This is a genomic window from Ruegeria sp. HKCCD7221 (assembly GCF_013031225.1).
GTDB lineage: Bacteria > Pseudomonadota > Alphaproteobacteria > Rhodobacterales > Rhodobacteraceae > Ruegeria.
In genome coordinates this window covers 202,252-228,879 of the sequence record NZ_WPZE01000005.1, presented here as the reverse complement: position 1 = coordinate 228,879, position 26,628 = coordinate 202,252, and the positions used below count along the sequence as shown (strand labels likewise).

General features: G+C 56.8%; 23 protein-coding genes. 14 read left to right on the top strand and 9 right to left on the bottom strand.

The features are described 5' to 3' along the window. Positions 1-61 precede the first annotated feature (61 nt). Genes GOX73_RS14315 through GOX73_RS14300 form a run of 4 tightly spaced genes read left to right on the top strand, consistent with a single transcriptional unit; the run spans position 62 to position 4,249 of the window. The gene (locus GOX73_RS14315; protein ID WP_171123273.1) at positions 62-1,057 is read left to right on the top strand and encodes an FHA domain-containing protein; all 996 of its coding nucleotides are present in this window, start codon (positions 62-64) and stop codon (positions 1,055-1,057) included. A 3-nt stretch (positions 1,058-1,060) separates the two neighbouring features. Then, complete coding sequence (locus GOX73_RS14310; RefSeq protein WP_171123275.1) at positions 1,061-1,849, top strand: PP2C family serine/threonine-protein phosphatase; 789 nt, start codon at positions 1,061-1,063, stop codon at positions 1,847-1,849. A gap of 19 nt (positions 1,850-1,868) precedes the next feature. Next, positions 1,869-3,098 (top strand): transporter substrate-binding domain-containing protein, encoded by a 1,230-nt coding sequence (locus tag GOX73_RS14305; protein WP_171134982.1) that lies wholly within the window; start codon positions 1,869-1,871, stop codon positions 3,096-3,098. A gap of 44 nt (positions 3,099-3,142) precedes the next feature. Next, the gene (locus GOX73_RS14300; protein WP_171123279.1) at positions 3,143-4,249 is read left to right on the top strand and encodes a transporter substrate-binding domain-containing protein; all 1,107 of its coding nucleotides are present in this window, start codon (positions 3,143-3,145) and stop codon (positions 4,247-4,249) included. 163 nt (positions 4,250-4,412) lie between these two features. On the opposite strand, the gene GOX73_RS14295 is transcribed toward GOX73_RS14300, so the two are convergent. The 7 genes from GOX73_RS14295 to GOX73_RS14265 form a co-directional block, all read right to left on the bottom strand. Continuing rightward, a complete protein-coding gene (locus GOX73_RS14295; protein ID WP_171123282.1) occupies positions 4,413-6,626 on the bottom strand; it encodes an NADP-dependent isocitrate dehydrogenase in 2,214 nt (737 codons plus the stop codon). A gap of 207 nt (positions 6,627-6,833) precedes the next feature. After that, the gene (locus GOX73_RS14290; RefSeq protein WP_171134981.1) at positions 6,834-7,859 is read right to left on the bottom strand and encodes a proline racemase family protein; all 1,026 of its coding nucleotides are present in this window, start codon (positions 7,857-7,859) and stop codon (positions 6,834-6,836) included. A gap of 9 nt (positions 7,860-7,868) precedes the next feature. Then, on the bottom strand, positions 7,869-9,107 hold the full coding sequence (locus GOX73_RS14285) for an FAD-dependent oxidoreductase (RefSeq protein ID WP_171134980.1): 1,239 nt from the start codon (positions 9,105-9,107) through the stop codon (positions 7,869-7,871). After that, positions 9,104-10,036: a proline racemase family protein gene (locus tag GOX73_RS14280; protein WP_171123288.1), complete on the bottom strand. Its 933-nt coding sequence runs from the start codon at positions 10,034-10,036 to the stop codon at positions 9,104-9,106. The genes GOX73_RS14285 and GOX73_RS14280 overlap by 4 nt, the downstream gene beginning before the upstream one ends. Continuing rightward, positions 10,027-10,986, bottom strand: coding sequence for a dihydrodipicolinate synthase family protein (locus GOX73_RS14275; protein ID WP_171123592.1), 960 nt, complete (start codon positions 10,984-10,986; stop codon positions 10,027-10,029). Before GOX73_RS14275 ends, GOX73_RS14280 begins: the two co-directional genes overlap by 10 nt. 162 nt (positions 10,987-11,148) lie before the next feature. Then, positions 11,149-12,207, bottom strand: coding sequence for an ABC transporter ATP-binding protein (locus GOX73_RS14270; RefSeq protein WP_171123290.1), 1,059 nt, complete (start codon positions 12,205-12,207; stop codon positions 11,149-11,151). Continuing rightward, positions 12,204-13,010 (bottom strand): IclR family transcriptional regulator, encoded by an 807-nt coding sequence (locus tag GOX73_RS14265; protein WP_171123594.1) that lies wholly within the window; start codon positions 13,008-13,010, stop codon positions 12,204-12,206. The genes GOX73_RS14270 and GOX73_RS14265 overlap by 4 nt, the downstream gene beginning before the upstream one ends. A 139-nt stretch (positions 13,011-13,149) precedes the next feature. Here GOX73_RS14265 and GOX73_RS14260 point away from each other — a divergent pair, with 139 nt between their 5' ends. From GOX73_RS14260 to GOX73_RS14215, 10 genes are all read left to right on the top strand, one after another. Continuing rightward, positions 13,150-14,409 carry an ABC transporter substrate-binding protein gene (locus GOX73_RS14260; protein WP_171123292.1) on the top strand — a complete coding sequence of 420 codons (1,260 nt, stop codon included), beginning with the start codon at positions 13,150-13,152 and terminating at the stop codon, positions 14,407-14,409. 94 nt (positions 14,410-14,503) lie between these two features. After that, on the top strand, positions 14,504-15,427 hold the full coding sequence (locus GOX73_RS14255) for a carbohydrate ABC transporter permease (RefSeq protein WP_171123294.1): 924 nt from the start codon (positions 14,504-14,506) through the stop codon (positions 15,425-15,427). A 1-nt stretch (position 15,428) separates the two neighbouring features. After that, complete coding sequence (locus tag GOX73_RS14250) at positions 15,429-16,277, top strand: carbohydrate ABC transporter permease (protein WP_171123295.1); 849 nt, start codon at positions 15,429-15,431, stop codon at positions 16,275-16,277. Between the two features lie 22 nt (positions 16,278-16,299). Continuing rightward, positions 16,300-17,640 (top strand): alpha-glucosidase/alpha-galactosidase, encoded by a 1,341-nt coding sequence (locus GOX73_RS14245; RefSeq protein WP_171123297.1) that lies wholly within the window; start codon positions 16,300-16,302, stop codon positions 17,638-17,640. Between the two features lie 13 nt (positions 17,641-17,653). After that, a complete protein-coding gene (locus tag GOX73_RS14240; protein WP_171123299.1) occupies positions 17,654-19,363 on the top strand; it encodes an IlvD/Edd family dehydratase in 1,710 nt (569 codons plus the stop codon). Continuing rightward, on the top strand, positions 19,363-20,130 hold the full coding sequence (locus GOX73_RS14235) for an SDR family NAD(P)-dependent oxidoreductase (RefSeq protein WP_171123301.1): 768 nt from the start codon (positions 19,363-19,365) through the stop codon (positions 20,128-20,130). The genes GOX73_RS14240 and GOX73_RS14235 overlap by 1 nt, the downstream gene beginning before the upstream one ends. Positions 20,131-20,134: 4 nt before the next feature. Continuing rightward, positions 20,135-21,028: a 2-dehydro-3-deoxygalactonokinase gene (locus GOX73_RS14230; protein WP_171123303.1), complete on the top strand. Its 894-nt coding sequence runs from the start codon at positions 20,135-20,137 to the stop codon at positions 21,026-21,028. Beyond that, positions 21,025-21,630, top strand: a complete 606-nt coding sequence (locus GOX73_RS14225; RefSeq protein WP_171123305.1) for a 2-dehydro-3-deoxy-6-phosphogalactonate aldolase — start codon at positions 21,025-21,027, stop codon at positions 21,628-21,630. Before GOX73_RS14230 ends, GOX73_RS14225 begins: the two co-directional genes overlap by 4 nt. Beyond that, on the top strand, positions 21,627-22,487 hold the full coding sequence (locus GOX73_RS14220) for an SMP-30/gluconolactonase/LRE family protein (RefSeq protein WP_171123307.1): 861 nt from the start codon (positions 21,627-21,629) through the stop codon (positions 22,485-22,487). The genes GOX73_RS14225 and GOX73_RS14220 overlap by 4 nt, the downstream gene beginning before the upstream one ends. Next, positions 22,484-24,403 carry a beta-galactosidase gene (locus GOX73_RS14215; protein WP_171123309.1) on the top strand — a complete coding sequence of 640 codons (1,920 nt, stop codon included), beginning with the start codon at positions 22,484-22,486 and terminating at the stop codon, positions 24,401-24,403. Before GOX73_RS14220 ends, GOX73_RS14215 begins: the two co-directional genes overlap by 4 nt. A 38-nt stretch (positions 24,404-24,441) precedes the next feature. Here GOX73_RS14215 and GOX73_RS14210 read toward each other — a convergent pair whose 3' ends face one another. Together GOX73_RS14210 and GOX73_RS14205 are read right to left on the bottom strand one after the other, a co-directional pair. Beyond that, positions 24,442-25,701 carry an ABC transporter permease gene (locus tag GOX73_RS14210; RefSeq protein ID WP_171123311.1) on the bottom strand — a complete coding sequence of 420 codons (1,260 nt, stop codon included), beginning with the start codon at positions 25,699-25,701 and terminating at the stop codon, positions 24,442-24,444. Then, positions 25,698-26,618, bottom strand: coding sequence for an ABC transporter permease (locus tag GOX73_RS14205; RefSeq protein ID WP_171123313.1), 921 nt, complete (start codon positions 26,616-26,618; stop codon positions 25,698-25,700). The genes GOX73_RS14210 and GOX73_RS14205 overlap by 4 nt, the downstream gene beginning before the upstream one ends. Positions 26,619-26,628: the final 10 nt, after the last annotated feature.

Below are 26,628 nucleotides of genomic sequence, written 5' to 3'. Positions count from 1 at the left end.
AGGTGAGTAGCAGCCCCACAGGTCAGAAAGCCTGTGCCCAGTAACAAAAGGTGTCGTCACCATGTTCAAATACAAAAGCCCTCTCAGCCGGCTTCTCGAAGGTGCCGGCAAACCTAAAGAAGCAGAAACCGAGGAAGCCACCGCCCCCGAGGCGGAAAAGCCCGAGCCGATTGCAGATTTCAACGCTCTGCGCGAGGCGCTGGCCGGGGGCAACATGTCGTCGTCTGAAACCTACGAAGACAGTGACGAGTTGCTGCCCGAAGACGAGATGCCAGAGTTTACGGAAGAGGCAGACGCCGACGCCGCCGACGATACGGCCGAGGACATGGATGAAATCGTGATGACCGAGGTCATCGCCGAGATTCAGGAAACGCCTGAAAACGAGATGGTATCGGAAGAACCCGAACCAGAGCAGGTTGTGACACTTCATGTCGCGACCGAGGAAACCGTGGTCGCGGAAGAAATCGTCGTCGTCGATGCAACTCCGGAAGACACGGTTGTCGAAGTCGTTGTGGAAGAGCCCGAGGCAGCAATTGAAGAACCTAAGGTGGACGAAATCAAAACCGTCGCTCCAACGCCTGCGCCCGAGCCTGCCTCGGATCGTCGCGGCCGCGTCAAGACAACTTTCCTTGGGTTCGAACGTGCCGATACGCATGTTCAGGACCTGATTGAAACCGCAGAACCGGTTGCCAAAACCGAAGCTGCTGAGCAGACATTTCCCGTTGGATGGCTTGTGGTGACAAGCGGTCCGGGCCGCGGAACAAGCGTCACGTTGTCCGAAGGTCTGATGCAGATCGGTCGAAACGATGATCAGGCCATCCAGCTTGATTTTGGTGACACCGGCATCTCTCGCAGCAATCACGCTGTGATCGCCTACGACCCGGAAGATCGCAAATGCTATCTGGGACATGGCGGCAAGGCCAACCTTGTCCGCCTGAACGGTAAACCGGTTCTCAGCACCGTCGCCCTGAACAGCGGAGATCTTATTCGCATCAGCGAAACCACGGTCCGTTTTACCGCCTTCTGCGACGACGGCTTTGATTGGCGGGATGCCTGATTTATGCTGGCGAACCCGGCACATGACGTTGCGCTGATCCTGGATCAGGGTCAGCGCGAGAATCAGGAAGACGCTGTCGCATCGCGTATGTTCGACGCGTCGGATGCTGCCTATGTTGTCGTTGCAGACGGTATGGGCGGGCACGACGCCGGGGAAGTAGCGGCAGAGTTCGTAATCAATGCCTGGCGCGAAGCACTGGACCCCGAACTTGAAACAAAATCCCCGTCAGAATCCAATCTGATAGACGCTTTGCCGCTTGCGGCAATGCTCGCCAACGCCGCGGTCTCCAATCACTGCGAGGAACAAGGCCAGGGTCTCCAGATGGGTTCGACACTTCTGGGCATTTTGATCCTGGGTCGGCGGGTATTCTGGATCTCAATCGGTGACAGCCCTCTTTACCTGTACCGGGATGGAACCCTGAGCCAGATCAACGAAGATCATTCCATGGCGCCACTCCTTGATGCTCAGGTCGCGGATGGCACGCTGACCGAGGATGAGGCCCGAACCCATCCTGACCGCAATCAACTGACATCGGTGATCATGGGCCGGGCCATCCCAAAGGTAGACTGCCCTGAAGACCCCGTGGCCCTTGAAGGCACTGACGTTCTGATCGCAGGCAGCGACGGTCTTCAATACATCACAGATGCGGAAATTCTGGCAGTTCTTCAGGCCAACTCTAATGCGCTGGCGCAGGACATTGCCGACGCCTTGTTACAGGCGGTTAAGGCCAAGAACGACCCTGATCAGGACAATGTATCGATCGGCGTCGTGAAACTCACAAAAAACGAATGAAGGCAAAGCGACAGGAAAAATGAGACCTAATCTTATCATATCCAGCCTGGCACTTGCTGCCGCCGCTGGTGCTGCCTCGGCGCAAGAGGCGTGCTCCACCTATGAAATTCAACGCGGCGACAGTCTTCGCGAGCTGACCATCGAGGTCTATTCCACCGAGGACTTTCGCATAATTTTTGACGCCAACCGCGATGTGATCGGAAACAATCCGAACATCATTCGTGTGGGCGATGTCCTGACCCTGCCTTGTCTCGAAGACATTGGCCGTGCGCCAACCAAACCTCAGACTGAGGCCGAGGCGATGGCTGCGGAAATGGCATCTGAATTGGTCAAGGCCGCCGAAGACCGTGCAGCCAAAGCCATCGCCGAAGCGAAAAAGGCCAGCGATGACGCCGTCATTGCAGCCCGCGCCGAAGCGAAAAAGGAAATCGAAGCCGCGCGCAGCGAAGCAGCTGCTTTGATCCGTAACGCGGATGCTGCCGAGCAGCCGGAAATTCGTGACCGTCAATTGTTGCTGATCACCGGTGGCAACTATGCCCCTTTCACGGACGAGGCCCTGCCTCATCGCGGCCTTTATACAAACCTGGTCGAAACGGCGATGCTGCGCGCAGCGCCCGAGCAGGCCTATAAAATTCAGTTCGTGAATGACTGGTCTTCGCATCTGGACCTGCTGATGCCGACACTGGCCTTTGACGCAACCTTCCCTTGGTCGCGCCCCGTTTGCGAAGAACCCGCTGCCTTGTCGGAAAAAGACCGCAACCGCTGCGAAACCTACAATTTCTCGAACCCTTTCTACGAGGTCGTCGATACATTCTTCGCACGTGAGGGGTCGGGTTATGAGCAAACTCTGACTTATGCCGACTTCGCTGGAACCACGATTTGCCGCCCTGAAGGCTGGTCACTGTCGCACATGGACTCAGTCGGTCTTTATGAGCCAGCGATTTCCCTGATGCGCCCGGTATCCCCGGACGACTGCTTTCACGCCTTGATGGACGGCACCACCGACATCGTGGCGATCGAAGCTCATCTGGCCGTCGAAGCGATTGGCCGTCTGGGGTACGAACACCGCATTATCGAAAACCCCAACCTGGCGGCGATCAAGTCGCTTAACGTTATGACCCACAAAGATAATCCGGATGGGGAAGCGATCCTTGAGACGCTCAACCAGGGTCTGGCGATCATGCAGCAATCAGGAGAGTGGCGTGACATCGTCTCAACCGCTCTGCGTCATCAAATGGAAAATGGCTAAGGCCCCAATCGGCCTGACAACACATTAGTCTGGAGGAAGTGGACATGTTTAGTTTCAACCTGAAGAAAGTCGCGCTGTCGGCAACGGCCGTCACCGCCCTGAGCGCCGGGGCCGCCGCCGCGCAGGAAGCCTGTACAAATTACACCGTCGAGGATGGCGACACGATGGCAACAATCGCCATCGCCGCCTACGGCACGTCGAACTATCAGCCGATCTTTAACGCGAACCGTAACGCGATCACGAATCCGAACGCGCTTGAGCCGGGTTTGGTTCTGGCGCTGCCTTGTGAAGACGGCAGCCTGCCCAACGGTCAGAGTGCGCAGGAAATTATCGCAGCCGAAGAACAACGTGCGGCAAGCATCAAGCGTTCGAATGTTTACGCACCGCCGATCAAACTGGTCGCGGGCAATGGCTGGGAACCCTTCACCAGCGAAGGCCTGAGCGGGGGTGGAATTATGACACGCCTGGCGACAACCAGCCTGCAACGCGCTGGCAACAGCCGAGACTATTCGGTGAGCTTTGTCGACGACTGGGGTTCGCATCTGGACACCCTCCTGCCGCTTGGTGCTTTTGACATTTCAATCGCCTGGACCATCCCTGACTGCACCAACCGCACGTATGAGTGGTCCGCTGAAACTGAGGCGCGATGCACACAGTTTGTCGCCTCGGTTCCGGTGTATGATGTTGTTGGCGGTTTCTACACTCTGCCGGAAAACGAATACACAAACGCAACGACCTTCAGCGATCTGAAAGGTGCCACAGTTTGCCGTATGGCCGGATGGAGCATGGTCGTACTTGAAGAAATCGGCCTGAACCGGACCAATACCACTGTCGTTCAGCCTAACACTGCACGTGAATGTCTGGATGCGGTCCTGACCGGGACTGCCGATGTTGCCGCGTTCGAAGTTGAATTGTTCGCAGCAACCATGAAGGACATGGGCCTGACGTCGGCAGATATTGTCGAGAACCCTTACGTGTCCACGCTGTCGTCGATGAGCTTCCTTGCGCATCGCACCAATCCCTTTGCTCGTGAATACATCGCTATGATGAACAAGGGCTTGAACGAAATGCGTGAAAGCGGCGAGTGGTATGCTATCATCTCGGATACTCTGCGCGAACAGAATGAAAAGCTGAACGCAGCATCGAATTAAGAAACTGTAACGGGGCTGGCTTGTCGTCAGCCCCGTTTCACAAACCCATTCGCTTGCCGGAGAGGCTATGCCCGCCCCGGCCACAAAAAAAGGGACCGACTTTCAAGGCCGGTCCCTTTTTTGTTGTTTTCCCCTCACGCACTTGAATGAGGGATTTCAGATATCAGTCGATCAAAGCGTTCAGTGTCGCGCTTGGGCGCATGACCTTGGCTGCTTTGGCGGGATCGGTGTGATAGTAACCGCCCAGATCCGCGGCCCTGCCCTGAGCAGACGCCAGTTCGGACAGGATCTTCTCTTCTCCATCCGCCAGAGCTTTGGCCAAAGGCGCGAACTCGGCCGCGAGCTCTGCATCATCAGATTGCGCCGCCAAGGCTTCGGCCCAATAGCGGGCAAACCAATAGTGGCTGTCGCGGTTGTCCGGCTGACCAACCTTGCGGCTAGGTGAACGGTTGTTGTCCAGAATACCCTGCGTTGCGGCTTCGGCTGCGGCGCCCAGAACGCCTGCTTTGGCGTTACCTTTGCTGTCGGCCAGGAAGTTCAGCGATTCACCCAATGCGCAGAATTCACCCATCGAGTCCCAGCGCAGGTGGCTTTCCTCGACCAGTTGCTGCACATGCTTCGGGGCCGAGCCGCCCGCACCTGTTTCAAACAGACCGCCACCATTCATGAGCTTGACGATGGACAGCATCTTGGCCGAGGTGCCCAGCTCAAGGATAGGGAACAGGTCAGTCAGATAGTCCCGCAGCACGTTGCCGGTGATCGCAATCGAGTCATTGCCCGCCGTGATCGTTTCTAGCGACTGGCGGGTGGCTTCGCGCGGTGCCATGATCAGGAACTTGTCGGCTACACCTGCGGCTTCAAGCGCCGGTTTGACGTATTTGATCAGTTCGGCGTCATGGGCGCGGTTTTCGTCCAGCCAGAAGATCGCCTCGGACCCGGTCAGGCGCTGACGGTCCATGGCCAGTTGAATCCAGTTCTCGATCGGCGCTTTCTTGACGGTGCACGAGCGCCAGATGTCACCCTTTTCGACATCGTGCGAATGCAGCACGTCACCATTGGCCAGCACGATGCGAATGGTGCCATCAGCAGGTGCCTGGAACGTCGTCGGGTGCGAACCATATTCTTCTGCCTTCTGCGCCATCAGACCGACGTTTGCGACCGCACCGGCAGTCGCTGGGTTCAATGCACCGTTGGCTTTGAAGAAGTTGATCGTCTCGTCATAGACCGGCGCATAGCAGCGATCGGGGATCACGCAGTTTGTGTCGCCCTTGGCCCCGGCTTCATCCCAGCCCTTGCCGCCTGCGCGGATCACGGCGGGCATCGAGGCGTCGATGATCACGTCCGACGGAACGTGCAGGTTGGTGATGCCCTTGTCGCTGTCGACCATGTACATGGACGGACGGTCCGCCTTGATGGCGTCGATTGCAGCCATGATTTCGGCGTTGCCCTTCACGCGGTCCAGCAGGTCGCCCAGACCAGAGTTCGGGTTCACACCCAGCGCGTCCAGTTCAGCGCCGAATTTCTCGAACACGGGGGCCAGCCACGCCTTGACGGCATAGCCAAAGATGATCGGGTCGCTGACCTTCATCATCGTGGCTTTCATGTGCAGAGAGAACATGGTGCCGTCGTTCTTGGTGTCTTCAATGGCATCCGCCAGGAAGGAAGACAGTGCCTTGACCGACATGAACGTCGCATCGGCCACGGTTCCCTCAGCCAGCGGCCATCCGTCTTTGAGAACGGTAACGCTGCCGTCTTTGCCGACGAATTCGATCTTGGCATCCCCGGCCTGAGCCGCGGTGATGGTGGCCGACTTCTCGTTGGCATAGAAGTCATTGCCCGACATGGACGAGACTTTTGTTTTGCTGTCCGAGGCCCACTCACCCATCGAATGCGGGTTCTTCTGAGCATAGTTCTTCACAGCACGTGCGGCGCGGCGGTCGCTGTTGCCTTCGCGCAGAACCGGGTTCACGGCCGAGCCTTTGATCGCATCATAACGGGCGCGGATCGCTTTTTCTTCGTCGGTCGAGGGTTCCTCGGGGTAGTTCGGAATATCATAACCCTGCGCCTGCAGTTCTTCGACGGCCGCAACCAACTGCGGGACCGAGGCTGAGATATTCGGCAGCTTGATCACGTTGGCTTCCGGCGTCTTCACCAATTCACCCAGAGCGGCCAGATCATCGGTAATACGCTGTTCGTCGGTCAGGTTTTCCGGGAAGGTCGCAAGGATGCGGCCAGCCAATGAAATATCCTTGGTGCCAACGCTGACGCCCGCGGCCGAGGCGAACTTGCGAATGATGGGCAGGAACGAGGCGCTGGCCAGCTCGGGCGCTTCGTCTACAATGGTATACAATATGTCGAAGTTCGATTTATCTGCCATATTCTTTTACCTTTTTTAAGCCTTTCGGGGCGTGCGATCCAAGAGTTTGCCACGTTCGCGTGGCGTGGGTGGGGCGCGTTTATCCTACCGCCCCAACGGTGACTCTGATTTGACAGGGCCTCCCTTAAATCACGAATGGCTTGGGATCAATCGCAACAAGCTGCGCATTTTGACACGTTTCGCCGAAAATCGTGCAGCAGACGTATGTCATACACCCCAGGTATCGCTAAGCCTGTACCCGCCGGGCCATGGATCGTCAGGGTCCAGCATGTGTTGATGAACCCCGGTAATCCAACCACGACCGCCAATTTCAGGAATGATGGCGGCGCGGTCGCCAACCAGTGTTTCATCGACAATCTTGCCCGAAAACCGTGACCCGATGATTGAGATCGCCTCGAATGTCTGTCCTACGACCAATTCCCCTTTGGCCGCCATCAAAGCCATCCGCGCCGACACCGCGGTTCCGGTCGGAGAGCGGTCCAACTTTCCCGGTTGAATGGCCACAGCAGATTTACTGCGCAATCCGGTTTCGGTGGTTTCAAGCGGGCCGCAGAATGCGCAAAATGAGATGTGGTTCCAGTCTTTGTTCGTGGGATGGCTGAAACCAATCTGATCGTTCGCCGCATTCGTTATTGCCACACCCAAACGCGCAATGTCGCGGGCTGCATCTTCCTGGATATCTATCCCAAGCGCAGCCGCATCAACCACAACGAAACTGTCCCCCCCAAATGCGGTATCCACCGTCAAAGTACCGACTCCTGCCACCTCAAGAGGCGCTGCAATCTTGTCGGCATAGCTGGGAAGGTTGCGCACGAAAATCCGCTCGGCTTTGCCGTTCCTGCAATCGGCGCGAACCTGCACCAATCCTCCGGGGGCTTCGAGAACCAGATGAGTGACGGGTTCCTGCATCGGAATAATCCCGCTACCCAGCAGCACCGTGGCCACACAGATTGAGTTCGACCCTGACATCGGCGGCGTGTCTTCGGGCTCCATAATGATAAAGGCGGCGTCTGCGTTCGGGTGTTTCGGCGGAACAAGCAGGTTCACATGGCGAAAGACACCGCCGCGCGGTTCGTTGAGAACAAAGTTCCGCAATGTCTGGTCTTGCGCAATAAACGACCGCTGATCCCACAGCGTATCGCCAGGAGGCGGCTGAACCCCACCGACGATAACGTCGCCGACCTCACCTTCTGCATGGGCGGATATGACGTGGATCGTTTTTACACTTCGCATGTCTCTTCCTCAGAACCGTGCCGGAGAGTACGGAGCCAACGAAATCGGCACGTCCCGGTCATCAATGAGTGCCGCGACAAGTTCAGCGGTGCCCGCCGATTGCGTCAGTCCTAGATGCCCGTGGCCAAAGGCATAAATAACGTCAGCCGCGTTTGGAGACCGCCCAATCACGGGCATGCTGTCGGGCAAAGACGGACGAAACCCCATCCACTGAGTGCCACCCTCGGTGTTCAAACCGGGAAGAAACTGCGTCGCCTTCTTCAGCAATGTGTCCGCCCGTTTGAAATTTGGTGGCAAGCTCAGTCCCGCCAACTCGACCGCCCCGCCCACGCGGACGCCGCCGTTGATCCGGCTGGCCACAAAACCGTGACGAGAAAAGGTCAAGTGCATCCGAAGATCAAAGGCCCCTTCTGGCAAGGTGGTGTTGTAACCCCGCTCGGTCTCAAGCGGTATGTGATCCCCAAGCGTCCGTGCAAGGTGATGCGACCATGCACCTGCTGCCAGCACGAGTTTTGCGGTGTCAATCGTACCCCCTTGCGTAGTGATACGCACACCGTTTTCCAACGGTGTCAGCGCCCGAATGTCCTGCTGTTCGATCCTGCCTTGTCGGCCACGAAAGGCTTGCGCCAGATGCTCGACCCACTTCTTTGGGTCAATTGTGTTCAACCAATCCGGCGTAAACCCGGCATGCGTGAAACGTGAACTGAGACCGGGCTGCTTTTCCGCGATCGCTGCCGGACTTTCCAAAAGCTCGAACTTGATGCCATGGGCGCAGCGAACTTCCCATGCTTGCAGGCTGGCGCGGAATTCGGCTTCGGATTCATAAAGCTGCATCTGCCCGTCGCGCTGCATCAACGGTTCGCCATTGACGGAAGGGAGCAGCCGCTCCAACGCCGCCGCCGACAATCGCATCAGGTTGGCCTGCGCCTCTAACAATCTGGCGTATTGTCCCGGTTGGCTCGCGCGCCAGAACCGGTACATCCAAGGTGCGATTTTGAGCGCATAGGCCGGGGGAATGGACAACGGACCAAGAGGGTCCAGTAACCATTTCGGAGCTTTTAGCATGATGCCGGGTGTCGCCAACGGCTCGACCTCGGGGAACGCAAAAGCACCAGCATTTCCGGCCGAGGTTTCAGCCGCAACACCACCCTTGTCCAACACCAGCACCGAATGCCCACAGCGCTGCAATTCCAGCGCGGTTGTGATACCGATGACACCAGCCCCGATGACAACGACCTGTTCGGTCACAACGCGATCCCAGTCTTGAATGGATCAGCCTTGTCAAAGATCAACGTCGCTTCGGCCATGATGAAAGCCTGCCCAGTAATCGAAGGGATCACACCACCATTCAGGCCGGGTTGGTAAGACAGCCGATACTTACTTCCAATCACACTCTGCTGAACGATTTCCTCTCCCGGAGCCAGAACGCCATCTGCGGCAAGACACGCCAGCCGCGCTGAGCTGCCAGTTCCGCAGGGCGAACGATCATAATTATTGTCAGGGCAAAGAACAAAATTGCGACTGTGAACTCTTTTATCGGGTGAGGCGTCTTGAAAGATCACGTGATCTATGGGCTCGCCCTGCTCCCCTCCGATACTTTGTGAAACTGAGGCGTCACGGATCGCGATCGTAAGATCTGTCAGCCTGCGGATGTTGCCGGGCTCGACCGGAATCGGGCTTGGGTCAACAATGAAAAACCAATTGCCGCCATAGGCGACATCGCCGGTTACGGTTCCATATTCGGGCACTTCGATGGAGATATCGCCGTGGACCCGCCGACTTTCGATATTCGTAACGGTGACCGTATGCGCATCGTGCAGTTCGACCGTGACGATACCGGCAGGCGTTTCGATCCGATGAGATCCAATACCTATGCGCCCCAGATGCCCAAGGGTCACGGTAAGGCCAATTGTTCCATGTCCGCACATGCCAAGAACAGCATCGACATCAAAGAAAATCACACCGGCAACACAGGTCTGATCCACTGGCTCGACCAATAGCGCCCCGACCATGGCCGGTTGGCCGCGTGGTTCAAGCATAACCGACCGATAAAACCCCTCGTGATCTTCTGCCAACCTTCGGGCGCGCTCTGACAAGGCGCCCGTGCCCAGATCAGGCGCACCTTCTAGGATAACCCGTGTTGGCTCTCCTCCGGTGTGGCTGTCGATCACGTGCATTCAGCGATCACTCCGCCCTGCTTTGACCAGTTGGCAAACCACGCCTGAAAAAGAGCATATTGCTGCTCGCAGTAATTACGCTGCGCATCCGTCAACTCATCCGTTTCGTTAAAATGCAAACGGTACTCCTGTTCGCCGTTCAGCACCAGTAAGTGCTTGTAATAAAGCACCAGATCAGGCCCTTCGTCAAAGCTGGACAGGACGTGAATCGCCTCGGTCAATTCCTGCGCGCGCACCCGCGCCTCGGCATCCCCTTGCGCCGCTTTCTTGGACAGCGCCGCCAAAAGCAAGGCTTCGCGTGGCAGGGCCGTTCCGATGCCGGTGATCGACCCAATAGCACCACAATTTACAAATCCGTGGTACACTTCGGTGTCGACTCCGACCATTAACGTCACCTGATCATCCTGGCTGGTGATGTTTTCAGCGGCATAGCGCAGGTCGTCCTTACCCCCGAATTCCTTGAAGCCGATCAAGTTTGGATGCTCTGCGCGCAGGGCAAAAAACAGGTCGGCCCGGGTCGCGAACCCATAATATGGGCTGTTGTAAATTATCGCCGGGACGTCCGGCGCTGCGTTCAGGATCGCCTTGAAGTGGTTCTTCTGCGCAGTTGGAGAGCTGCCGCGCGATAGAACGCGCGGTATGACCATAAGGCCCACGGCCCCAACTTTTTGCGCATGGGCCGCGTGCGCAACGGCTGACTTCGTGTTTATGGCCCCCGTGCCGACGACAACTGGCAAGCCTGCCGCGATGAGGCGCTCAACACCTTCCATCCGCTGTTCGTCCGTCAACAAGGGCCAATCACCCATCGACCCACAATAGACGACTGCCGACATACCAGCGCTGATCATCTGCTGCCCTTTGCGAACCAACGCGTCGAAATCAGGTGTGCGGTCAGCGTTACAGGGGGTCATCAGTGCAGGCATTGTTCCCGTGAACACATTGGTCGACATCCGTGTCATCCTTCCAATCAAACGGTATTCGGGCGCTGATTTCAGGCCCATTCAACTCGCTCTATCGGATATTGGATACAAAATCCAGCTCTATTACATATGAAAAAACGCGCCATTCTGGTGCCCCGGCGCGTTTCTTCGTTGGACCCGACAATATGTATATTACCGGAGTCTTCCCCCCGCTTCGGGTTCAAACAACATGGCACGTTCCGGGCGAACTTTTATGCCGATCCGTTCGCCCTGTTTGCTGCGCTGATCTTCGCGTTCTTCGACGATCAGTTTGTCGCCATTCGGGGTCAACAGATACGAATAGCTCACACCGCCCAATGCTTCTGTCAGGTCGACCGTGCAGGTATCACCCGACCGATCAACTTCGATATGCTCGGGCCGAATGCCCAAAGTGACCTTGGTCATACCTTGAGGCACGGCCACACTCATCTCTAGTGGCTCAGCCAACGCGGGATGCAGAATCTTGCCGTCCTTGAAATCACATTCCAGAAAGTTCATGGCCGGAGAGCCGATGAATCCGGCGACAAAGCGGTTATCCGGATCGCGGTACAAGTCCATTGGCGCGCCGACCTGCTCGATCCGTCCGTCGCGCAGGACCACAATCTTGTCAGCCATGGTCATGGCCTCGACCTGGTCATGGGTCACGTAGATCATCGTCGCGCCAATCTCGTTGTGAAGGCGCGCAATTTCAACACGCATCTCAACGCGCAGTTCTGCGTCCAGATTGGACAAAGGTTCATCAAACAAAAAGACCTCGGGCCCACGGACAATCGCTCGGCCAATGGCGACCCGCTGACGCTGACCGCCCGAAAGGGCCTTGGGCTTACGCTTGAGATACTGATCCAGTTTCAGGATGCCCGAGGCCTCTTGCACTTTTTGGTCGATTTCGGATTTTGCCACACCATTCATGCGCAGCCCGAACCCCATATTCTCGGCAACTGTCATGTGGGGGTACAAGGCATAGGTCTGAAAGACCATTGCAACGCCCCGCTTGGCCGGGTCCATATGCGTCACGTCCCGCGAACCAATGTGAATTTGCCCTTCGGACGTTTCCTCAAGCCCCGCAATCATCCGAAGCAGCGTGGACTTGCCGCATCCCGAAGGCCCGACAAATACACAAAACTCACCATCTTCGATTTGCAGATCAATACCGTGAATAACCTGCGTTTCGCCGTAGCGTTTAATCGCCTGGTTCAGAGTTACACCCGTCATGTCGCTTGCTTCCTGTCGCTATCGGTGTTTGGGCCGGCTTCTGGGAACCGCCACGCTTGTACTTCGGCACCTATTTGTTCGGCCACGCGGCGAACTCGGGGTACCCATGTTTCCAGTTGGTTGAAATTCATGCGCTCGGTGCTTCCCGTCACCGAGATTGCCCCCAACATCCGTCCGCTTGCCGTCAGAATTGGGCAAGCGACGCAAATGATTCCGGGCTCGTGTTCTTCGTCGTCAATCGCATACCCGCGCTCGCGTATTAGATCGAGGTCGGCCCGCAATGCATCTTCGGATGCCAAGGTTTTTTCCGTGAACCTATGATAGCTCTGCTGTGAGACCGCATCATCCAATGCATCGCTTGCAAGATACGCCATCATCGCCTTGCCGACACCTGTGCAATAAGCGGGGCCGACCTTTCCAGCTTGTGAATACATCTCGATCGGCTGCGTTGCATTTCGTTTATCAACATACAGCACCTGACCGGCATCCATCTGGGCCAGATGCACAGTTTCACCCGTCTCGCGGCTTAGAGCATCCAAAAAGGGTCGCGCGATTGGCGCAAGCGAGCTTTGTGTCCATGCCGAATGGGCCAACCGGACCAGACGCAATCCCGGCATATAGGTTTGCCGGTCCGGGTCGTATGACAACATACCCTGATTGGTCAGGGATTGCAGGAACCGATATAAGGTTGCCTTGGGAAATTCACTTCTATCCAGCAGCTCTGCAAATCTAACAGGGCGCTGAAACGCAGCGACCTGATCCAGCACGTCACATGCTTTGCCTATTGTTCCGTCACCTGCCACGAGCGTTCTTTCTCCTCCCATTGATCCATCGGCATCCGCACGAGGGCCTTGACAAGGCTAACCGATTCGATGTGTAGTTTTCAATATATAAAACTCGGTTTCAATATATGGAACCAAATGGAAGCTAAGGGAGGAAACTATGCATTCCATTTACAAGCGCACGACGGCTGCGCTGGCCATGAGCGTTGCACTCGCTATTCCAGCCTATGCCGAACTGACTGGTGAGCTGCGAATCTTTCTTGATACGTCCAACCCTGCGCCGCGCGCGACGATGGAAGCGATGATCGACCGTTTCGCGGAACAACATCCCGGTCTGGAAATCGAGACCACGGTTATCGACCGCGAGGCATACAAGACCCAAATTCGGAACTTTCTGACCGCCGACACGCCAGATGTCGCGACGTGGTACGCTGCCAACCGTATGAAACCCTATGTCGAAGCCGGCCTGTTCGAAGATGTGTCCGACCTGTGGGCCGAGCCTGAGATCGCTGAAAACCTCGCATCGACCAAGGGTGCAATGACCATCGACGGCAAGCAGTGGGGCGTGCCCTATACCTACTATCAGTGGGGTGTTTACTACCGCAAAGACATCTTTGATGAGCTGGGCCTGTCCGAACCGACCACTTGGGAAGAAGAACTGGCAAACTGCCAGAAAATCGTCGATTCGGGCCGGGCCTGCTATACGATCGGCACCAAGTTCCTTTGGACCGCGGGTGGCTGGTTTGACTATCTGAACATGCGCACCAACGGCTTCGACTTCCACCAGCAACTGGCCAATGGCGAGGTGAGCTGGGAAGACGACCGCGTCAAACAGACCTTCGCGAACTGGAAGCAACTGATTGATATGGGCGCCTTCATCGACAACCACCAGACCTATAGCTGGCAGGAAGCACTGCCTTTCATGGTCAATGGTGAAGCGGCCGCCTACTTGATGGGTAACTTTGCCGTCGCGCCGCTGCGCGAGGCGGGCCTCAGCGACGATCAACTCGACTTCTACCAGTTCGTTGCCATCAACCCCGATGTTGAACTGGCAGAAGACGCACCAACCGATACGTTCCACATCCCGTCGAACGCATCGAACAAAGAAGCCGCGCGCGAGTTCCTGCGGTTCGTTGTTTCGGCTGATGAGCAGACGGAAATCAACAACGGCTCGAACCTTGGTCAACTTCCGGTCAATGCCAAGTCTTCGGTCGATAACGACAAATTCCTGAACCAAGGCTTCGAGATGCTTTCGTCGAACAGCCCCGGCGGTGTCGCCCAGTTCTGGGACCGCGACGCTCCGGCGGAAATGGCCAAGGTGTCGATGGAAGGTTTCCAGGAATTTATGGTCAAACCTGACAACGCGGACAAGATACTCGCCAAGCTCGAGCGCGCACGTGAGCGTATCTACGACAACTGATCCGGCATAGGCCGGGCGAAAGCCCGGCCTGCGTCACCCTCAATTGTAGGGCGGGCTTCAGCCCGCCTTCACCCCACCAGACCCGAGATACCTCATGTCCGCTGTCGACTCCCCGGAACAAGAAAGCTGGTTCCACCGAAATCAACAACGCATTGCGCCCTGGCTGTTTCTGGCCCCCGGCCTGTTGTTTTTCATGGTCTACGTGATCATTCCGGTCTTTCAGTCCTTTAATTTGTCACTTTACGAATGGGACGGGCTTGGCTCGGCCGAATATGTCGGGTTTCGCAACTACGAAGACTTGTATTGGGAATGGGTCGACCGGGATGCCTTCTTTGTATCACTAAAGAACAACCTTATCTGGCTGATCCTTTATCTGGCAGCTATCCCGGCGGGTTTGTTCATCGCTCTTTTCCTGAACCAGACGGTTTGGGGCATCCGACTGTACAAGTCTCTGTTTTTCTTTCCCTTCGTGATTTCTCAGGTCGTTGTCGGGCTGGTTTTCACATGGTTCTATGACCCGACATTCGGTCTGCTGAATGAATTTCTAGGCGTCTTCGGCATCGAACCCCTGAATGTTCTGGGCGATGAGCGCTTCGTCACTTACGGTATCATCTTCGCCGGCCTCTGGCCGCAGACGGCGTATTGCATGATCCTTTATCTGACGGGCCTGAACGCAGTGGACCCCGAACAGATCGAGGCCGGACGTCTGGACGGCGCCAAAGGTGTGCGCATGTTATGGCACATCATCCTGCCGCAACTGCGCCCTGCCACATTCATTGCCTTTGTCGTGACAATCATCGGCGCGCTGCGGTCCTTCGACCTGATCTCGATCATGACCCAAGGGGGGCCGTTCGGATCATCCCGCGTGTTGGCCTATTACATGTTCGAGGTTGCGTTGTCCGAATATGGTTTCCGCATGGGATACGGCGCGGCCATCGCGGTGATCCTGTTCCTGATCATGCTCTGCTTCATCGCCTATTTCCTATGGTCGATGTACCGCGAAGAGAGAGGGCACTGAGATGTTTCCCAAACCTATCGAAAAGCAATCTCGCGCGGCACAGATTTCGTATCAGGCCATGTTGCCGCTTGCCCTTCTGTTGTGGCTGGGGCCGTTGCTCGCTGTTGCTTTGTTCTCGGTCAAACCGGCTGCGGACTTTACCAATGCGAACTACTGGGGCCTGCCGTCCAGCTTCGAGGGCGCCTTCAACTATGGGCAAGTCTTCTTCAACTCGGACATGCCGCGGTATCTGCTGAACTCGTTCCTGATCACAATCCCAACGGTGATCGGGGCTGTCGCTCTTAGTTGCATGACCGGGTTTGCGCTGGGGATCTACAAGTTCAGATCGAACCTATGGATTTTCTTCATGTTCGTGGCGGGTAATTTCGTTCCGTTCCAAATTCTGATGGTTCCGGTGCGCGACCTGACACTGCAACTGGGTCTGTACAACACCAAAACCGGGCTCGTCCTGTTTCACATCGCGTTCCAAACAGGCTTTTGCACACTGTTCATGCGTAACTTTATCCGCGCTCTTCCGTTCGAGTTGATCGAAGCGGCCCGGGTCGAGGGTATCAGCGAATGGCGCATCTTCTGGTACGTCGTCCTGCCGCTGATGAAACCGGCGATTGCCGCACTCAGCGTGCTGATCTTTACCTTCATCTGGAACGATTACTTCTGGGCCGTCGTCCTGACCCAAGGCGCTGAAAGCCAGCCGGTCACTGCAGGTATCACCAGTTTCAACGCACAATTCCGGGCCGCCTATCAGCTCATGAGTGCGGGCTCGATCGTGGCAGCGCTTCCGCCGGTCGCCATGTTCTTTCTCATGCAGAAGCATTTCATCGCGGGGCTAACCCTCGGTGCCGTAAAATAACGCCAAACCAAAGGTTTGCAAAATGACCAAGATTGCTTTCGTTGGAGCAGGCTCCACGATTTTCATGCAGAACATCGTGGGTGATGCGCTGCTTACCCCGTCCCTGTCGGGCAGCCACTTTGCGCTGATGGACATCGACCCAGAAAGGTTAGCTGAAAGCGAAGCCGTAGCCAAAGCCATGATCCGGTCGGTCGGGACAGGCGCAACGGTCACCACGCACACAGACCGACGGGCGGCGCTTGACGGCGCAGATTTTGTGATCACCGCGTTTCAGGTGGGCGGTTACAACCCCTGTACGGTTACTGATTTCGAAATCCCAAAACAATACGGCCTGCGCCAAACCATCGCCGACACACTGGGCGTTGGCGGCATAATGCGTGGTCTGCGGACCGTTCCTGTTCTCTGGGGCGTCGCGCAAGACATGATGCAGCTTTGCCCCAACGCAACGTTGCTGCAATACGTCAACCCCATGGCCATCAACACCTGGGCGCTGGCCGAGCAATTCCCAGCATTAAAGCACGTGGGTCTGTGCCATTCGGTCCAGAACACAATCGAGGAACTGGCGCATGATCTGGACCTGCCCAAACAGGAAATCCGGTACAAGGTCGCGGGTGTAAATCACGTCGCGTTCTTCCTGCGGCTTGAACACGAAGGGCGCGACCTCTACCCGGCGCTTCGTCAGGGCTATGCCGGCGGGCAGATTCCCAAAGCTCCGTTGTTGATGCCTCGGTGTCCGAACAAGGTGCGATACGAAGTGATGGATCACTTGGGCTATTTCTGCACCGAAAGCTCGGAGCATCTGGCTGAGTATGTCCCTTGGTTCATTAAAGAGGGGCGGCATGACCTGATTGACCAGTTCGGGATTCCATTGGACGAGTATCCGACACGTTGCGAGGAACAAGTCGCCAATTGGAAGGAACAGGCCAAAACGCTTACCGATGGCCGCAACATCGAAGCAAAGCGTAGCCATGAGTTTGCCGCCGATCTGATGAACGCGATTGTCACGGACACACCCTATGTGGCTTATGGCAACCTGCCCAACACTGGACAGATTCCGCAATTGCCGTTTGGCGCGGCCGTTGAAACACCCTGTCTTGTAGACAGCAATGGTGTTCAGCCTTCCGTTGTGACGGATATACCGCCGCAACTGATTGCCCTGATGCGCACTCAGATAAACGTGCAGGAACTGACCGTACGGGCTTTGGTCGAACAAAATCCAGAGTTCATTTACCACGCTGCAATGATGGACCCGCATACAGCCGCCGAATTGGATTTGCGCCAGATCCGCAATCTGGTCAGCGATCTTCTGACAGCACATACCGATTGGCTGCCCGATTGGTGCCAACCCGCCAAAGCCGCTTGAAAGGGCAAAGTTCATGACCAAGAAACGCCGCTCGGAACATTGGTACGGAAAGCTGGACAAGGACGGCTTCATTCACCGCTCGTGGATGAAGAACCAAGGTTTCCCTGATCACGCATTTGATGGCCGCCCGGTCATTGGCATTTGTAACACATGGTCCGAATTGACCCCATGCAACTCGGGCCTGCGTGATCTGGCCGAGGGCGTCAAACGTGGCGTGTGGGAGGCCGGAGGCTTTCCCGTCGAATTCCCGGTCATGTCGCTGGGCGAGACACAGATGAAGCCGACCGCGATGCTGTTTCGCAACCTTCTAGCCATGGATGTCGAGGAATCCATTCGGGCCTATGGTATCGACGGTGTCGTCCTGCTGGGCGGCTGCGACAAGACAACGCCGGGGCAGTTGATGGGTGCGGCCTCGGTCGATCTGCCGTCCATCGTGGTCAGCTCTGGCCCGATGCTGAACGGCAAGTATCGGGGGCAGGATATCGGTTCGGGCACGGATGTCTGGAAATTCTCAGAAGCCGTGCGCGCCGGAGAGATGACCCTGCAGGATTTCATGAACGCTGAATCCGGCATGTCGCGCAGCGCGGGTGTCTGCATGACGATGGGCACGGCGTCAACCATGGCTTCATTGGTCGAGGCGATGGGTATGAGCCTGCCTACCAACGCCGCCCTGCCCGCAGTTGACGCTCGGCGCATGGCGCTGGCGCATCTGACCGGCAAACGGATTGTCGAGATGGTGGACGAAGACCTGAAACCATCTGACATCCTGACAAAGGAAGCATTTGAAAATGCCATCCTGACCAACGCGGCGGTTGGCGGATCGACCAATGCGGTCGTGCACCTTCTGGCCCTGGCCGGTCGGGTCGGAGTGGACCTGACGCTGAAGGATTTTGAGATCGGGTCAGACATTCCCCTGTTGGTGAACTGCATGCCCTCGGGCCAATACTTGATGGAAGACTTCTGCTACGCAGGCGGTGTTCCGGTGGTTTTGAACGAATTGAAACCCTTCCTACGACCCGCGAAAACAGTGCTGAACAAGGATATCTCGGCCCATTACGAAGGGGCTGAGTGTTTTAACCGCGATGTGATCCGCGGCTTTGATGATCCCGTGAAACCCGCGGCTGGTCTGCGCGTACTGCGTGGCAATCTGGCGCCCAACGGGGCGATCGTGAAACCCTCGGCCGCAACAGATGAATTGCTTGAGACCGAGGCTGAAGCCTATGTTTTCGAAAGCATCGAAGACCTGAAGGCCAATATTGACCGCGAAGACTTGCCGGTCACACCCGACACAATTCTGGTCCTTAAGGGGTGCGGGCCCAAGGGGTATCCGGGGATGCCCGAGGTGGGCAACATGCCGATCCCGGCCAAACTGGTGAAAGACGGCGTGCGCGACATGATCCGTATCTCGGACGCGCGCATGTCCGGAACGGCTTTCGGCACCGTCATTCTGCATGTAAGCCCCGAAGCACAGGCGGGTGGCACGCTGGCGCTGGTCAAAACTGGCGACCGCATCCGTGTATCCGCCAGCAAGGGCGAGTTGGAACTTTTGGTTGACCAAACCGAGCTAGACGCACGCCGCGCAGCATGGCAACCGGACGACCCGCATTACACCCGTGGTTACGCGAAACTTTACATTGACCACGTCTTGCAGGCCGATCAGGGCGCGGACCTTGATTTCCTAGTCGGCAAAGACACCCGCCTAGTTACCAGAGAGAGCCATTGATGGATCAACCAGCCACATTTCACGACCTGAACGGGGCCACAGTCTACATCACCGGCGGCGGATCGGGTGTTGGCGCGTCGCTGACCGACGGGTTTATGGCGCAGGGCGCAAACGTTGCCTTTATCGGCCGGTCTGACGCCAGCGAATTTGTCGAACAGATGCGCGAAAAACATGGTCGTGCCCCCTTGTTCATGCAGGGCGACATGACGGATACCGAGTTGCTGCACGCGACGATGAACAAGGCGGCCGAGGAATACGGCCCAATCAACGTGTTGGTGAACAACGCCGCGAACGACAAGCGCCACTCTCTTGAAGAAACCACACCCGAATTCTGGGACTGGATGATCGAGGTGAACCTGAAAGCATATTACTTTGCCTGTCAGGAAGCCGCTCGGCAGATGCAGGGCACCGGCGGGTCGATCATCAATTTCAGTTCGATCAGCTACATGATGGGCAACGCCGGTTATCCAATTTACACAACCTCAAACGCCGGGATTACCGGGATGACCCGGTCGCTGGCGCGTGAGCTTGGGCCGCAGAATATCCGGGTAAACGCCCTGGCGCCCGGCTGGGTGCTGACGCAAAAGCAGTTGGATATGTGGGCAACGCCCGAGGATCTGGCCGCGCATTTGGACCGGCAATGCCTCAAGGAGCACCTGACGCCAGAAGACATGATCGAACCAACCTTGTTTCTGGCCTCGCGGGCCAGCCGGGCGATGACGGGACAATGCATGGTTGTCGACGGTGGCGTGGTGGTGACGGGGTAATGCAATGAGCGTTGAATGGATCGCGGCAGACTGGGGAACCTCTCATCTACGAGTTTGGGCAATGCAGGGTGAAAAGATTCTGGATCAAGCCGAATCCGACAAAGGCATGGGTCGTCTGAGTAAAACCGAATTTCAGTCGGCACTGTTGGACCTGATCGAAGACTGGCTGGGCGGCACGACAACCGACGTTGTCGCGTGCGGTATGGTCGGGGCAAGGCAAGGCTGGGTCGAGGCCCCCTATTCCACTGTTCCTGTTGCCCCTCTTCCGTCGGCCCCAATCCGCGTGCCCAACACGGATCCACGCATTCGGACGTTTGTTGTGCCAGGGTTGAAACAAAACGCTCCGCCAGATGTCATGCGCGGCGAAGAAACCCAGATCGCCGGATTTTTAGCTGGCCGCCAAAACTGGGACGGCGTCCTATGCCTGCCAGGGACGCATACCAAGTGGGTGCAGATCAGTGCCGATGAGGTCGTCAGTTTCCGGACGTTCATGACCGGTGAATTGTTTGAGCTTTTGCGCGGACAATCGGTTCTAAGACATTCGGTCAGCGAAGGCTGGGACGACGTCGCCTTTGCCGAAGCGGTCGCGGACACCTTGTCGAAACCGGAACAGCTTGCAGCACGGTTGTTTGGTTTGCGGGCCGCTGATTTATTGCGCGGTGAAGATCCTGGTGTCGCGCGGGCACATCTTTCCGGGTTTCTGATTGGCGCGGAACTTGCGGCGACACGCCCTTACTGGTTGGGTCAGCAAATCGCAATCATTGGCGCCGAAGGTATCGCAAATGTCTATGCAAGCGCCCTCAAGCAACAAGGCGCTCTTGTTGAGACTGTTAACGCAACCCAATCCACATTGGCGGGTCTGTTTCAAGCCCGCATGCTGACGAGGCAAACTGTATGAGCCGCCCTATCATTGCCATCCTTCGTGGACTGCAACCCACCGAAGCAGCCGAAATCGGACATGCCCTGATCGAAGCAGGCATTGACCGGATCGAAGTTCCGCTGAATTCACCCGACCCGTTAGACAGTATGTCAATTCTGGTTGAGAAGTTTGGCGATCAGGCATTGATCGGAGCGGGAACCGTTCTGACACCCCAGCAAGTAAACGATGTGGCCCGCGTTGGCGGAAAGCTTGTCGTATCGCCAAACTGCGACCCCGAAGTCATCCATCGCACGGTTGAACTGGGCATGCAGAGCTGGCCCGGAGTTTATACTCCAACCGAAGCCTTCACCGCGCTCAAGGCGGGCGCGACGGGATTGAAACTGTTTCCCGGTGTAATGGCGGGGCCCTCTGGCCTGGCGGCATTGCGCCCGGTCTTGCCTGCGGGATCGTTGATCTTTGCTGTGGGCGGTGCCGGCCCTGAAAATTTTGCCGAATGGACCAAGGCCGGTGCAGACGGTTTCGGCATAGGCTCTGCGCTGTTCAAACCGGGTCTGTCGGTGCAAGAGGTCTCCGACCGAGCGCAGCGGATCGTATCAGCTTATGACACGGCCGCCGGATGAGCCCGGTCTTTGACAATCGCCCCTGCGAATTGGGCGAAGGACCGTTATGGCACCCCGAAAGGCATCAGCTTTTCTGGTTCGACATCATCAACAAACGCATGATGTCGCAAGTAGACGGCGAACAACTTAGCTGGGAATTTCCAGAACATGTTTCGGCCGCGGGATGGGTAGATGAGAACACCTTACTGATTGCGTCCGAAACCGGGCTGTGGCGTTTCGATCTGTCAAGTAACACGAAAGACCTTGTCATGCCGTTGGAGGCTGACAACCCTGTCACGCGATCAAACGATGGCCGCGCCGACCCTTGGGGCGGGTTCTGGATTGGCACGATGGGTAAAAGCGCCGAGCACGGTGCAGGCGCGATCTATCGCTATTGGCAAGGTGAATTGCGACAGCTTGTTCCCAATATCACGATCTCGAATGCCATTTGTTTCGCACCGGACCGGTCCTGCGCGTACTACACCGACACAGTGACCAAACAAGTTATGCGTTGGGCACTAAACACCGAAACCGGATGGCCCGAGGGCAAAAGCACGGTTTTCCTCGATCTGCGGGTGGACGGTTTGAACCCCGATGGCGCAGTTGTGGATACGGAAGGGAATATCTGGATCGCGCAATGGGGCGCACACCGGGTGGCGGCGTATGACGCTGATGGGCAGCTCCTCAAAGCGGTGACCTTTCCTGCTGCGCATATCTCATGCCCGGCATTTGGCGGCGCAGAGCGGACTACACTCTATTGCACAACCGCGCGGGAGGGTTTGGATCAAACCACCCTCTCACAACACCCCTCGAACGGAATGACCTTTGCCGCGATTGATGCCGGTAAAGGGCAACCAGAACACAGAGTCATCCTATGAAGCCAGAACTTGGCGTTTGTTACTATCCCGAGCATTGGCCCGAGGAAATGTGGGCAGACGACGCCCGACAGATGATCGAAACCGGGCTGAGCTGGGTTCGGATCGGTGAGTTTGCCTGGAGCCGACTGGAACCGACCGCAGGTGACCTGCAATTTGACTGGTTGGACCGGGCTGTTGAAACACTCGGGTCGGCCGGGCTTAAGATCGTGATGGGAACACCAACTGCGACGCCACCAAGATGGATGCAGGAAAAACACCCCAACATGCTGGCGATTGACGCGCAAGGGCAGCCGAGAAAATTCGGATCGCGCCGACATTATTGTTTTAGTCACAAAGGCTATGTCGCGGAGTGCGCACGTATTGCCCAGATCATGGGCGAGCGTTACGGGGCTAATCCCCATGTCGCCGCTTGGCAGATCGACAATGAATACGGCTGCCACGACACGACACTCAGTTACAGCGACCCTGCCCTGCGCGCCTTTCAAAGCTGGCTTGAGGACCAATACGGCACCATTGATGCGTTGAACTCTGCCTGGGGTAATGTGTTCTGGTCGATGGAATACGATGGGTTCGATCAGATCGACCTGCCAAATCAGACCGTGACAGAACCAAACCCAGCGCATGTTCTGGCCTTTCGTCGGTTCAGTTCTGATCAGGTGGTAGAATTTAACAAGGCGCAGGTCGATGCTCTGCGCCCTCTGACAAAAGCGCCCCTATTGCACAACTACATGGGGCGCACGCTGGAGTTTGATCACTTCAAAGTCGGGGCAGATCTAGATATCGCCACATGGGACAGCTATCCAATCGGGTTCCTGTCAGACAGGCTTGAGGCTAATGAGGCGCACAAAACCGCCTTTCTGCAGCAGGGTGATCCCGACATGCAGGCGTTTCATCACGACCTTTATCGCGCGGTCGGGCGCGAGCGCTGGTGGGTTATGGAACAGCAACCGGGGCCGGTGAACTGGGCTCCGTACAATCCGGCACCCCTGCCGGGGATGGTGCGGCTTTGGTCGCTTGAAGCGGTGGCTCATGGCGCCGAAGTGGTCAGTTATTTTCGGTGGCGGCAGGCTCCGTTTGCCCAAGAACAGATGCACGCAGGGTTGTTGACGTCGAACAACAAACCTGCACCGGGCTTGTCCGAAGCGCGGCAAACTTGGGGTGTGTTGTCCCAACTAGGCGACGTCCAACACAGCAAGGCCGATGTTGCTATCCTTTTCGACTATGCGTCTGACTGGGCGTGGGCAACCCAACCACAAGGCGCTGGATTCGATTACTTCCGCCTGGTGTTTTCGGCCTACCGCGCCCTGCGGCGGGCCGGTCTTTCCGTCGATTTCCTATCCGCGGACAACATCCCCGAGAACACTTACAAAGCGATCCTTGCGCCGGGCCTGGCCAGTGTGGACAACGACCTTGAGATGCGCCTGAGCAAGGGATGTGCTCTGGCTGTCCTCGGCCCGCGCACGGGGGCAATCACGCCGGATTTCCAAATCCCCAGTACGGGGCGCCCTGGCTTGTCGGGTTTGGCCTGTGAGGTTGATCTGGTTGAGACCCTGCCCCCATCAGTAACACGCAAAGTCGAGGGTGTTGGTGCCGCCCAGCACTGGGTTGACCGCTTGTCTGGATCAGCGCCCGATCTGCTGACCTTTGAGGACGGCACTTCTGCCCTGAAAGGCGAAAACGGGTTTTGGTATCTGGCGGGCTTCCCCGATGAAGCGCTGTGGGATCGCGTGATCAAAATGGCCTCGCAACAGGTGGGATTGGCGCTGCACCCAATGCCCGGCAGCCTTCGTCGACGAGACACCAAGGGCCATACATTCCTGATCAACTACAACGCAACACCCGTGGAATGGAAGGGAATCAAGGTCAACGCGTGCGACGTTGCCATACTGACAAAAAACGCGCCCGAAGAGGGGTAATCTCTTCGGGCGCAGTCGGCCTTTGTCAGGCTTTTCAGTTATTCAGATTTCAGGCTGTTTGGGTCGAATACGCCCCCGAAACCACCGTTGTTTGCCGGTGGCGTTTCTGTATCCTGGCTTTCTTCTTCGCCGCTGCCCAACGTGTTCGGTGCGAACACATTGCCAAAGCCGCTGTTGTTTGAAGGTTTCGGAGCAGATTGCCCTGCATCGCCTTGTTCGGCCTCTTCTGCTTCGCGCTTCTTGCGCTGTTCCTCGCGCTGCTTGCGCAGCTCTTGGATACGCTGTTCGGCTTCCAGACGTTTTTCCTCTTTGACATTGGCAATGCACTGGGCCGGGTTGTACGCGGTAGCGGTACCGACCACGGTAATCGTGGCGACGGCGAACACGACCAGAAGCACGGCGGCCATGTTGCCTGCAAAGAAGCTGGGCAGTTTGATTTTCCCCGCCAACTCCTCGACCGTGGCATTCTTGCGCGCGGCTGCAACCAGTTCCTGCCGTTTCAGCTTGGCCTCGTTCAGCAGGGCAAAGAACACGGTCAGCGCCACGATGATGAAGGCCAGGGCCGAGATCGACGGCGTGATGCCATAGCGTACCTTCTGCGCCAGTTCGATCGTCAGTGTCGGGTATTCGCCAAAGGTAAAGGTGGTTGTGTTGTAGTTCTCGAACGATGCAAGGAATGCCAGCACAGCCGCCGATGCGATCGCAGGCCGCATGAACGGAAGCAGGATCTTGCGAAACGCCTGTGCGTGGGTCGCACCAAGGTCCAGAGCGGCCTCGGTTAACGCCATGTCATAGCGTTGTAACCGCGCCACCAGAACCAGCATGCAGTAGCTTGCGATAAAGGTGGACTGACCGATCACTGTCAGGAAAACCCCGTTTGACAAAACGCTATCTGCGCCCAGCCCCAGCATCCGATTGATCCGGTCCCAGAATACAAGCGTCGAGATACCCAGAACCACGCCCGGTATCAGGATCGGGGCAATGATGATCGTGTAGTAGGTCGCGCGCAGCTTGGGCCATATCTGGGTCAGCATCAGCGCACCCGCCAGCCCCATCGCCACCGACAGAACGACCGTTCCTGCACCGATGATCAGCGAGTTCTTGATCCCGTTCAGGATACGCTGGTCCTGAAACAGATCCCCGAACCACTGAAAGGTCAGACACTCCCACGGCGTCATCCGCGGGAAAGCCGAGGAATTGAACGCCGTAACCGACATGATCACAAGCGGACCAAGCAGGTAGAGGAAGAAAAGGGCCAAGTAGACCCAGATGCTTACACGAAGGAAAGAGAGGTTCATTTCCCGATATCCCCCATGTTCACCTTGAACAGACGCATGACCGCCAGAACGAACAAGATACAGGTCACAAGCAGAACGATCGCGTAGGCGGCACCTTGCGGCCAGTCATTGTTGTCATTGAACTGCTGATAGATCAGTTGCGTGAACCACAGGCTGGACGGGCCGCCCAGAATCTGCGGCGCTGCAAGGGCACCGGCGGATAGCATGAAGACCATCGTGCAGCCCGAACTGATACCCGGCTTGGCGTAGGGAATAACCACGCGCCAGTGAATCCTCCACCAAGGCGCGCCCAGATCGCGCGCCGCCTCGATCTGGTTGTGATCAAGGCTTTCGATCACGTTGTAGATCGGGAAGATCATCAACAGGATGTAGGCATATCCGAGACCCGAATAGAGCGCGATGTCATTGCGGATAAAATCAAACGGAGTATCCCAGATCCCCAGCCCCATGAACAAGGTGTTCAGAACTCCGGTCTCACCAAAGATGATCCGCAATGCGAAAGCGCGCAGGATTTCGTTGATCCAGTAAGGGATGATCAGCAAAATCGCGAAAATGCGGATGTGGCTGCCTTTGGATTGCCCCAGATAGTAGGCGATCGGATAGCAGATAATCAGGTTGAATATAGTCACGCAAACCGCCGCGAGCAGCGTTCTGAAGAACACCCTGAGGTCGACCGAATTGTAGTCCTGAGATCCCCCTTCCGGGCCATAAATCAGGTATTTGTAGTTCTCGAGCGTGTAGACGTCCTTTGGTCCGCCAATTTCCGGCGGTGGCAGGTTCGGGCGGAACGAAAAGTCGAGCATCGACAATTGAGGCAGGATAATCAGGCCGATGGTCCAGAACAGGACCAGCCCCAATATCGCCAGCCCCATCCCGGTGCCGTTGCGATTGAAAAACTCTTTGAGGAACTTGGGCATGTGTCCGACC

Bases quoted from the DNA above. Each gene is read 5' to 3' on its own strand.
- GOX73_RS14240 (WP_171123299.1), top strand. From the start codon at position 17,654: ATGACCAAGAAACGCCGCTCGGAACATTGGTACGGAAAGCTGGACAAG.
- GOX73_RS14260 (WP_171123292.1), top strand. From the start codon at position 13,150: ATGCATTCCATTTACAAGCGCACGACGGCTGCGCTGGCCATGAGCGTT.
- GOX73_RS14210 (WP_171123311.1), bottom strand. From the start codon at position 25,701: ATGAACCTCTCTTTCCTTCGTGTAAGCATCTGGGTCTACTTGGCCCTT.
- GOX73_RS14290 (WP_171134981.1), bottom strand. From the start codon at position 7,859: ATGCGAAGTGTAAAAACGATCCACGTCATATCCGCCCATGCAGAAGGT.
- GOX73_RS14255 (WP_171123294.1), top strand. From the start codon at position 14,504: ATGTCCGCTGTCGACTCCCCGGAACAAGAAAGCTGGTTCCACCGAAAT.
- GOX73_RS14310 (WP_171123275.1), top strand. From the start codon at position 1,061: ATGCTGGCGAACCCGGCACATGACGTTGCGCTGATCCTGGATCAGGGT.
- GOX73_RS14205 (WP_171123313.1), bottom strand. From the start codon at position 26,618: ATGCCCAAGTTCCTCAAAGAGTTTTTCAATCGCAACGGCACCGGGATG.
- GOX73_RS14235 (WP_171123301.1), top strand. From the start codon at position 19,363: ATGGATCAACCAGCCACATTTCACGACCTGAACGGGGCCACAGTCTAC.
- GOX73_RS14305 (WP_171134982.1), top strand. From the start codon at position 1,869: ATGAGACCTAATCTTATCATATCCAGCCTGGCACTTGCTGCCGCCGCT.
- GOX73_RS14275 (WP_171123592.1), bottom strand. From the start codon at position 10,986: ATGTCGACCAATGTGTTCACGGGAACAATGCCTGCACTGATGACCCCC.
- GOX73_RS14295 (WP_171123282.1), bottom strand. From the start codon at position 6,626: ATGGCAGATAAATCGAACTTCGACATATTGTATACCATTGTAGACGAA.
- GOX73_RS14225 (WP_171123305.1), top strand. From the start codon at position 21,025: ATGAGCCGCCCTATCATTGCCATCCTTCGTGGACTGCAACCCACCGAA.
- GOX73_RS14215 (WP_171123309.1), top strand. From the start codon at position 22,484: ATGAAGCCAGAACTTGGCGTTTGTTACTATCCCGAGCATTGGCCCGAG.
- GOX73_RS14220 (WP_171123307.1), top strand. From the start codon at position 21,627: ATGAGCCCGGTCTTTGACAATCGCCCCTGCGAATTGGGCGAAGGACCG.
- GOX73_RS14270 (WP_171123290.1), bottom strand. From the start codon at position 12,207: ATGACGGGTGTAACTCTGAACCAGGCGATTAAACGCTACGGCGAAACG.
- GOX73_RS14230 (WP_171123303.1), top strand. From the start codon at position 20,135: ATGAGCGTTGAATGGATCGCGGCAGACTGGGGAACCTCTCATCTACGA.
- GOX73_RS14280 (WP_171123288.1), bottom strand. From the start codon at position 10,036: ATGCACGTGATCGACAGCCACACCGGAGGAGAGCCAACACGGGTTATC.
- GOX73_RS14250 (WP_171123295.1), top strand. From the start codon at position 15,429: ATGTTTCCCAAACCTATCGAAAAGCAATCTCGCGCGGCACAGATTTCG.
- GOX73_RS14315 (WP_171123273.1), top strand. From the start codon at position 62: ATGTTCAAATACAAAAGCCCTCTCAGCCGGCTTCTCGAAGGTGCCGGC.
- GOX73_RS14300 (WP_171123279.1), top strand. From the start codon at position 3,143: ATGTTTAGTTTCAACCTGAAGAAAGTCGCGCTGTCGGCAACGGCCGTC.
- GOX73_RS14245 (WP_171123297.1), top strand. From the start codon at position 16,300: ATGACCAAGATTGCTTTCGTTGGAGCAGGCTCCACGATTTTCATGCAG.